At 62.7% G+C, this 8,640-nt stretch carries 6 protein-coding genes and 2 pseudogenes; 6 read left to right on the top strand and 2 right to left on the bottom strand.

Annotation, left to right across the window (positions count from 1 at the left end; genetic code table 11):
• From JCM25143_RS13480 to hisI, 4 genes and pseudogenes are all read left to right on the top strand, one after another.
• A partial coding sequence (locus JCM25143_RS13480) for a glycosyltransferase (RefSeq protein ID WP_025861593.1) occupies window positions 1-852 on the top strand: 852 nt, incomplete at its 5' end.
• A gap of 3 nt (window positions 853-855) precedes the next feature.
• Window positions 856-2,667: an asparagine synthase (glutamine-hydrolyzing) gene (gene asnB, locus JCM25143_RS13475; protein ID WP_025861592.1), complete on the top strand. Its 1,812-nt coding sequence runs from the start codon at window positions 856-858 to the stop codon at window positions 2,665-2,667.
• A 65-nt stretch (window positions 2,668-2,732) separates the two neighbouring features.
• Window positions 2,733-3,622, top strand: a pseudogene (ygfZ, locus tag JCM25143_RS25470) (CAF17-like 4Fe-4S cluster assembly/insertion protein YgfZ).
• Between the two features lie 6 nt (window positions 3,623-3,628).
• Window positions 3,629-4,048, top strand: coding sequence for a phosphoribosyl-AMP cyclohydrolase (hisI, locus tag JCM25143_RS13465; protein WP_025861591.1), 420 nt, complete (start codon window positions 3,629-3,631; stop codon window positions 4,046-4,048).
• A 55-nt stretch (window positions 4,049-4,103) separates the two neighbouring features.
• Here hisI and lpxB read toward each other — a convergent pair whose 3' ends face one another.
• Window positions 4,104-5,282, bottom strand: coding sequence for a lipid-A-disaccharide synthase (gene lpxB / locus JCM25143_RS13460; RefSeq protein WP_025861590.1), 1,179 nt, complete (start codon window positions 5,280-5,282; stop codon window positions 4,104-4,106).
• A gap of 167 nt (window positions 5,283-5,449) precedes the next feature.
• Between lpxB and JCM25143_RS19730 the strand changes: the two are divergent.
• Window positions 5,450-6,906, top strand: a pseudogene (locus tag JCM25143_RS19730) (SulP family inorganic anion transporter).
• A 12-nt stretch (window positions 6,907-6,918) separates the two neighbouring features.
• Here the strand turns inward: JCM25143_RS19730 and JCM25143_RS13450 are convergent.
• The gene (locus JCM25143_RS13450; RefSeq protein ID WP_035371341.1) at window positions 6,919-7,548 is read right to left on the bottom strand and encodes a ferric reductase-like transmembrane domain-containing protein; all 630 of its coding nucleotides are present in this window, start codon (window positions 7,546-7,548) and stop codon (window positions 6,919-6,921) included.
• 123 nt (window positions 7,549-7,671) lie between these two features.
• On the opposite strand from JCM25143_RS13450, the gene JCM25143_RS13445 reads away from it, so the two are divergent.
• Window positions 7,672-8,547 (top strand): NAD(P)-dependent oxidoreductase, encoded by an 876-nt coding sequence (locus JCM25143_RS13445; RefSeq protein ID WP_025861588.1) that lies wholly within the window; start codon window positions 7,672-7,674, stop codon window positions 8,545-8,547.
• The last annotated feature ends 93 nt before the right edge of the window (window positions 8,548-8,640 follow it).

Genomic DNA, 8,640 nt, shown 5'->3' with positions numbered 1-8,640 from the left:
CTCCCCTTTGGCGGGCGGCTCGACCTGCGCACAGGCCCGCGCCTGCGCCGCGCCCTACAGGCTTTTGCACCGCGCGTTACCGTTGCGTGGATGAACCGCGCCGCCCAGTTTACCCCCAAGGGCGACTGGGTGCTGGCCGGACGGCTGGGAGGGTATTACGATCTCGCTTATTATCGCCGTTGCACGCATCTGATCGGCAATACACGCGGGCTGAAAACATGGATGATCGAACAGGGCTGGGACGAAAAGCGGGTGCACTACCTGCCGAATTTCGCCACTGATCTGGCGCATACACCCGCTATCTGGCCTGCGGGACTGCCTGAAGGAGCCCCGTTTCTGCTGGCCCTTGGCCGCCTGCATACCAACAAGGCTTTCGATGTCCTGATCCGCAGCCTGCGGCATGTGCCCCGTATTCCGCTTGTTATCGCGGGGGAAGGCCCCGAACGGGCAGCGCTGGAAGAACTGGCCCGCCGCGAGGGCGTTCATGAGCGCGTGCTCATGCCCGGCTGGGCGGTGGATCCGGGCGGGCTGATCCGGGCCTGCACGGCATTGGTCTGCCCATCACGGCACGAGCCACTGGGCAATGTGGTGATCGAGGGTTTTTCAGCCACACGCCCTGTTGTGGCCGCCGCCTCACAAGGCCCGACAGAGCTGATCGAACACGGGAAAAACGGCCTTCTGGCCCCGGTGGAAGACGCCACGGCACTCGCAACTGCCCTCAACGAAGTGCTGGAAAACCCCACGCTGACGCATAATCTGGCGCAGGCCGGACGCGCAACCTACGAAAGCACCTTTGCACCAGCCCCCGTCCTACGCGCATGGCAGGACTTTCTCAGCACGGTGGAGAACTGATCGATGTGCGGCATTGCCGGGCTGGCCCATGACGCCGCATCCCCCCCCTGCCCGCTGCCTGTGCTGGAAGCTCTGGCAGAAGCACTGAGCCACCGGGGGCCGGACGGCGCGCATATCCGCCGCGAAAGCGGGGCCGATCTTGTCCATACCCGCCTGTCCATCATCGACCTTGCGGGCGGCGACCAGCCACTGAGCAACTCTGCCGCAACACTCATCGCCAATGGCGAAATCTACAACGACCCGCAGATCCGCCAGACCCTCGGCCCCGCCGCATTCACAACCGGCAGCGACTGCGAATCCGCTCTGGCCCTATTTACCCGCGAGGGGGTGGAGTATCCCCGCCACCTGCGCGGCATGTACGCCATAGCCCTGCACGATACCGGCACGGGCGAAGTGGTGCTCTCGCGCGATCCATTCGGTATCAAACCACTTTACATGGCTGAAACCGCCTATGGTCTGGCCTTTGCCTCAGAGCCCGCAGCTCTGCTCCGGGCCGGACTGGTGCAGCGCACCCTATGCCCCACAGCGCGTGAAACAATGCTGCAACTGCGTTTCGTGCCCGGTGAAAAAACCGTTTTCCCCGGTATCCGGCGCGTTCTGCCCGGCGAAACCCTGCGCATCATCAATGGACATATAACCGCACGTTACCGCCAGCCCGCCCTGCCGGTAACGCACCGGAGCGACCTGCTGCCCCGCACCCAAGGCAACATCACGGAAGACAGGGCTCTGGCCCTGCTCGACACCGCGCTGATGAACAGCGTCTCCGCGCATGAACGAGCCGATGTGCCGTTCGGGCTTTTCCTGTCCGGCGGTATAGACAGTGCCTGCGTACTGACCGCCATGAGCCGCCTGAAACGCGCTGCCACACACCCCACGCCCCCTTTGCATACATGGACTGCAAGTTTCGACGTGCCGGGGGCCGCCAACGAGGCCGAAGCTGCTCGCGCACTGGCACAGACAGCAGGGGCCGAGCATGAAACACTTATGGTCACGCGCGCCATGGTGTGGCGGCACCTGCCTGAAATCGTCGCCTGTATGGACGACCCAGCAACCGATTACGCCATTATCCCCACATGGTTTCTGGCCCGCCGCGCCGCGCAGGATGTCCGGGTTATTCTTTCGGGTGAAGGTGGGGATGAACTGTTCTGCGGTTACGGGCGCTACCGTGCCGCCACACGCCCGTGGTGGGCAGGCCGCAAACGCCCATGGCGGCGCGGCGTGTTTGACGGGCTCGACATCCTGCGGGCCGACCGCCCCGGTGCTGACACGGACTGGCGGGCGGGTATTGCAGCGGCTGAACAGGCTTGCGCCCACGCGGCGACGCCGCTGGCGCGAGCACAGGCCGTAGATATAGCCGAATGGCTGCCCAATGATCTGCTGCTCAAGCTCGACCGCTGCCTGATGGCCCACGGGCTGGAAGGTCGTACCCCCCTGCTTGACCCGGTAGTGGCTGATGTAGCCCGCCGCCTGCCTGACAACCTGCGTGTGCACAATGGTCAGGGCAAATGGCTCCTGCGCCGCTGGCTGGCGCAACACGCCCCGGCGGCACGCCCCTTCGCCCCCAAGCAGGGGTTTACGGTGCCAATTGGCTCATGGATTGCACAGGACGGGCAGACACTGGGCGCACTGGTGGCCAAACAGGACTGCATTGCCGAAATCGCCCACCCCGAGCAGGTGCGGGCTCTCTTCATGGCGGCAGACAAAACCCGCGAGGGCACCGCCGCATGGGGGCTGCTGTTCTACGCCCTGTGGCATCGCGCACATGTGCGCGCGCAACCAGTTACAGGCGATGTCTTTGAAACATTGGCGGTTTGAAACCCCAGCCCGCAGGCTGTAGGGTGTTCTCCCATTCAGCCCAACCGCCCGGACAGGAGCGCCCCATGTCCTCCCCAGCACACAGCACACCGCAGAGCGCCAGACTGTCGGACAGAACGGTTATCCGTATCAGCGGGGCAGATCGTGTCCGCTTTTTGCAAGGGCTGGTAACGGCGGATATTGCAGCCCTTGGCCCGAACGATGCCGCATGGGGTGCCTGCCTGACCCCTCAAGGCCGCTGGCAGGCAGATTTTTTCGTGCTGGCCCACCCTGAGGACGACTGCCTGCTGCTGGACTGCGCCGCCACACAGGCGGAAACCCTGCGCACCCAGTTGCTGCGCTTTCGCCTGCGCGCGGATGTAACGATAGACCTGACCGGCCTGAGCGTTCATGCCCTGTGGGGCGCTGCGACAGAAACGCTGGCCGGAGAAACCCTGCTGGAAAACGCACTGAGCTACCGCGACCCACGCTTGAAAACGCCGGCTGGCGGCTGATTGATGCTCCCCCCGCCACCAAGGCCAACGCCACGGAACAGGATTACGCCCTGCACCGGCTAGCACTGGGCCTACCCGATGGTGCACAGGATTGCGAAACCGGGCGCACACTGGCAGCGGAAGCCAATATGGACCTGCTGAACGGCATTGCCTGGAGCAAAGGCTGCTACATGGGGCAGGAAATAACAGCCCGGATGCACTACCGCGCACTAGTCAAGCGCAGGCTTGTGCCTGTTGCCGCCACCACCCCACTGCCTGCCCCCGGCACGCCTATCGAGCAGAATGGGGTGGAAGTGGGCACGCTGCGTTCCTCACAGGATCATCTGGGGTTGGCCATGCTCAAAACAGGCCTGCCCACGGCCCCTCTGCTCTGTGCTGGCCATACCCTGACACCCCGCCCGCCAGCATGGCTGGCCGAGGCCCTGCAACCACCCGTTTCCTCCAACTCCACGCCGGATTAACCCCCCATGTCCTATACCGCCCCCGACACCGCCACGCTGGACAGCATGCTGGACACGATGCGTTTTGATGCAGCCGGTCTTGTTGCCGCTATTGCCCAGCAGCATGACACGGGCGAGGTGCTGATGATCGCATGGATGAACCGCGAGGCCCTGCGTGAAACCCTGCAAACGGGCCGGGTGTGCTATTATTCGCGCAGCCGCAAGGGACTGTGGCGCAAGGGCGAAACCTCCGGCCAGACCCAAACCCTGATCGAAGCGCACATAGACTGCGATGCCGATGCCGTGCTGCTGCTGGTCGATCAGATAGGTGTAGCGTGCCATACCGGTCGCCGGAGTTGCTTCTACCGCGCGGCCACGTCCGAAGGTCTGATTGAGTTGACCAAGCCCGAAATCGATCCGGCAGAACTCTACCACACCCACGCCTGAACACGCCTGCCCTGCACCCTTCATGGGCCGCGGGGCTTCAGCGCCCTGAGCAGTTTCAGGCTGACGGGCGGCGGGCTAGCAAATCAAGAATGGCTTCCGCAGCCGCATCGGCTGGCTGGGTATCCCCCGGCCCTTCCAGCCCGTGCAGCACTTCGGCAAAAGCCTGTTTCTGCCCGGCGGCGTATGCCTTGTCCTCAAACAATCGGCATACTGCACGGGCCAGCACATCTGCCCGACAGTTCTCCTGCAACAGTTCAGGCACAACTTCCCGCCCGGCCAGCAGGTTGACCATGGCTACATGCGGCACGCGGATCAGCCTGCGCGCAAAAAACGCCGTGATGGGGTTAACCCGATACGTCACCGCCATAGGCACACCCGCCAGAGCCAGCTCCAGCGTTGAGGTGCCGGATTTTGTCAGCGCGGCTCCCGCTGCGGCAAAGGCATCGTGCTTGTCCTGCAGGCTGGTGACAATAACCGGCCGCACGGGCCAGCGGGCTGTAGCCTGCTCCACCACCGGAGCCACGACAGCGGATACCGGCACAACCGGCACAACATCAGGCAAAAGCGTGCGCAACTGGGCCAGCATGCTGCCAAAAACCGGCAGCAGGCGCGGCACCTCGGAGCGGCGGCTACCGGGCATGAGAATCAGCACCCGCGCACCTTGGGGCAGATTATGCGTGCGGTAAAAGCGGGCGGCATCTCCCTGATCGGCACCGGACTGCAAAACCGGATGACCGACAAAACGGGCTGCCAGCCCGTGCTTACTAAAAAACGCTGGCTCAAATGGCAGCAGGCAGAGCAGTTCATCCCACAGGCCGGGGAATTCCCGCACGCGTTTCTGCCGCCATGCCCAGACCTGTGGCGCCACATAATGCACGCGCGCGATCCCCAGCCCGGCTATGCGGCGCAAAAGCCGCAGGGCAAAACCGGGGCTGTCGATCGTCACCACCAGATCTGGGCGGGTGGCGGTAATATCGGCCACGGCTTCATCCAGCCTGCGTGAAAGCTGGCGCAGGCGGGGCAGAATTTCCACCAGCCCCATAACGGCGAGGTCACGCAGGGGGAAAAGACTGTGCAACCCCTGCTCAGTCATGCGCTGCCCGCCCACACCGGCAAAACGCGCACCCGGCACTCGTGCGCGGATAGCCTGCATCAGACGTGCGCCCAGCACGTCACCACTGGCCTCACCAGCCAGAATCCAGATCAGGGGAGAGGTATTGGCAGCTACATCCATACTCCAAGCCATAAAGGGCGCAGGCGCGCGGCACAATCGCTCCCGCGCCGTCCTCGCTGACAGGGCCGTGTTTTCCCGGCACAGAAAAGCCTTTCATGCTGGGGCATGGCGGTTTATCCCGCAACACGCCACCCTTTCCTTGAGACAGACACCGGAACCGCCAACCCGTGACAGTGCAGAACTATCTCCGCGAATGGACAGGCCAGCCTGTCCGCGACATCCTTTCGGGCATGGTGGGCACGTTCGCCCTTATTCCCGAGGTGATCGCCTTTTCCTATGTCGCGGGGGTAGCGCCCGAAGTCGGGCTGTTTGCGTCCTTTGTCATTAGTGTTGTGATTGCCATAACCGGCGGCAGACCGGGTATGATTTCAGGGGCTGCGGGTTCGGTGGCTCTGGTGGCAGCCAGTCTGGTACATACGCACGGGCTGCAATACCTGCTGCTGGCAACGCTGATGGCGGGCGGCATACAGATCGTGTTCGGGCTGCTGCGTCTGCAATCCATCATGTGCTTTGTCTCGCGGGAAGTGGAGACAGGCTTTGTCAACGCGTTGGCTATTCTGATTTTTTCAGCCCAGCTTCCGCAAATGCTGCATGTAAGCTGGCACACCTACGCCCTGATCGCGCTCGGGCTGGCCATTGTGTACCTTCTGCCCCGGCTGAGTGCGGCCATTCCCTCCCCCCTTGTCTGTATCGTGGTGCTGACAGCTCTTTGCGCCGTCGTGCCCATGCCGGTGCGGGTTGTGGCCGATTTGGGCGCATTGCCCACGGGGCTGCCGCATTTTACGCTGCCTGCCGTGCCGCTGAGCACTGATGCGCTTCTGACCGTGCTGCCCTATGCCTTCGCCATGGCCATGGTGGGGCTGCTGGAATCCCTGATGACAGCGGCCGTGGTGGACGAAATGACCGACACCCATAGCAGCAAGCGCATGGAATGCACCGGGCTGGGCCTGTCCAATATCATGGCCGGGCTGTTCGGCGGCATTGCGGGCTGCGGCATGATCGGGCAGACGGTTGGCAACCTGCGCTATGGCGGGCGCGGGCGCTGTCCACCTTTACCGCCGGGGCCTTTCTGCTCCTGCTGCTGGTGGCATTACACCCGCTGGTGGCCCGCGTGCCGGTTGCCGCCCTTGTTGCGATCATGATCATGGTGTCCATCAGCACGTTTTCGTGGTCTTCCCTACGTGATCTGCTGCGCCATCCGCGCCTGTCCTCCGCAGTCATGCTCGTGACTGTGGCCGTTGTGGTGGCCACGCATGATCTGGCGGCAGGCGTTGCCTGCGGTGTGCTGCTTAATGGTCTGTTTTTTTCCTTTCAGGTCATGCGGCTGGTGGCGGTCAGCACACAGGACAGCGCCGATGGCCAGACCCGCACCTACCATGTCCGGGGAGAGCTTTTTTTCGCCTCCGCCTCGCTCTTGCCTGATGCCGTGGATTTTCAGGACAACGCGCCAGACGTGATCATTGATCTGGCCGATGCCCGGCTATGGGACCTGAGTGCCGCTGCCACACTGGAAAAAACCGTCAGTCGCCTGCGCGCACGCCACAAGCAGGTGCGTATCCTCAATGCCGCACCACGCACTACCAGCCTGCTGACAAAACTGGGACACGAAAGCCTGCTCGGCTAAACCGATACCGCCTTAAACGCCCCGGCGTGACGGCAGCCACCGCAGGGCCAGTATGGCCATGGTCACGCCAGCGTAAATAAACGCCTCCACATGCCATGTGCGAAACGCCAGACAGAAATGCACACTGACCAGCACCGCCGCCACATAAACAAGCCTGTGCAACCGCGCCCACCGCCACCCCATATGCCTGATGGCCCCACGGGTAGAGGTGGCCGCCAGCACCGATAAAAGCAGTAGCGCCAGCAGCCCGAACATAAACAGCGGATGTGTCATGAAATCATGCCGCAACCGCTCGGTGTTCAAATGCGTTATGCCTACGAAGTAAAACGCCGCATGTATCAGGGCATATGTAAACGCCAGCAGCCCCAGAGGCCGCCGGTACACCATGAAATCCACCCGCGCAAAACGCCTGAGCGGCGAGACAAGCAGGGAACTCAAGAGAAAGCGAAAGGCATAGAGCCCGAGCTTATGCTGCTGCTCCACCACCGCGCGAGCATGATCGGGACTGTGTGCCATTTCCAGCAGGTCTGAAACAAGCGGCACCATGAACAGGGCGTAAAACAGCACCTGTTTCTGGAATGGCGACAATCTGGCTTTCCTGCGTGGCCGACCCGGTGCGGGTGGCTCCTTCACGCTCAGCATGCGTATGCTCCCTGCCGGTTTGCACCCCTTTGGTGGAATCGCTACGCTGTGTGACGCCATACGGGAAGACGCACATTTTTTCCGGCCTATGATAGCAGAAAAATTTCGGAGTCACGGAAAATCATGACAGCAGCACAGACCATCGGCTTTATCGGCCTGGGTGCAATGGCCAGCCGCATGGCGGTCAATCTAGGCAAAGCAGGCTACAAGACCGTTGCCTACACGCCCTCCGGCAAGGGGGGAAATGGCGATACACCCTTTCTCGCCACGGCAGCCGAAGTCGCCCGCGCCGCGGATATCATTCTGGTATGCGTGCCCGATGATGAAGCCCTTGAAACCTGTATGTATGGTGAGCAGGGGACATTCGCGGGCATGAAATCCGGCGGGCTTGTGCTCAATACAAGCTCCGTTTCCCCCGAAGCCACACAGGCACTGTTCGAAGAAGGGCAGAAACTCGGCGTTACCGTGATTGACTGCCCGGTTTCAGGCAGCACGCCCGAAGCTGAGGCCGCAGCGCTGGTAGTGCTGGCTGGCGGCGACGATGCCGCCATGCAGCGCGCCAAGCCCGTTTTTGACGCTATCGGCCGGTTGACCGTACATGCAGGCCCGGCTGGCAGCGGCGCACGGCTGAAGCTCGTTATCAACGCCATTATGGGGGCGGGTCTGGCTGCCGTGGCCGAGGCCATCGCTTACGGACTGGCTGCCGGGCTCGACCGCTCCATGCTTTTTGATGCACTGGATGAAATGGCCGTGATTTCTCCCCATCACAAACGCAAGATCCGCATGGCCAAAACCGGTGATTTCGCGCCGCAGTTCCCTACCCGGCTGATGCAGAAAGACATGCGCCTGTTCATGGATGCAGCAGCCCGGCTGGCCGTGCCAGTACCTACACTGGCCGCCACCACACAGCAGCTTTCACTAACCCGCCGCGCGGCGGAAGATGCCGATTATTCAGCCCTGATCGGCATTATGGAAAAAATCGTCGCTAACGACGCCTGATTACGAAACTTGAGGTCGCGCGTGCTTTGATAGCCCACGCGCGGCTTTCCACCCGGCCAGCATGACAGCCAGCCTGTCGGCCACGCCGCGCGG

The sequence above is a fragment of the Acetobacter papayae JCM 25143 genome (genome assembly GCF_000613285.1).
In the GTDB taxonomy this organism is placed as follows: Bacteria; Pseudomonadota; Alphaproteobacteria; order Acetobacterales; family Acetobacteraceae; genus Acetobacter; species Acetobacter papayae.
This window is presented reverse-complemented; position numbering and strand designations above follow the sequence as displayed.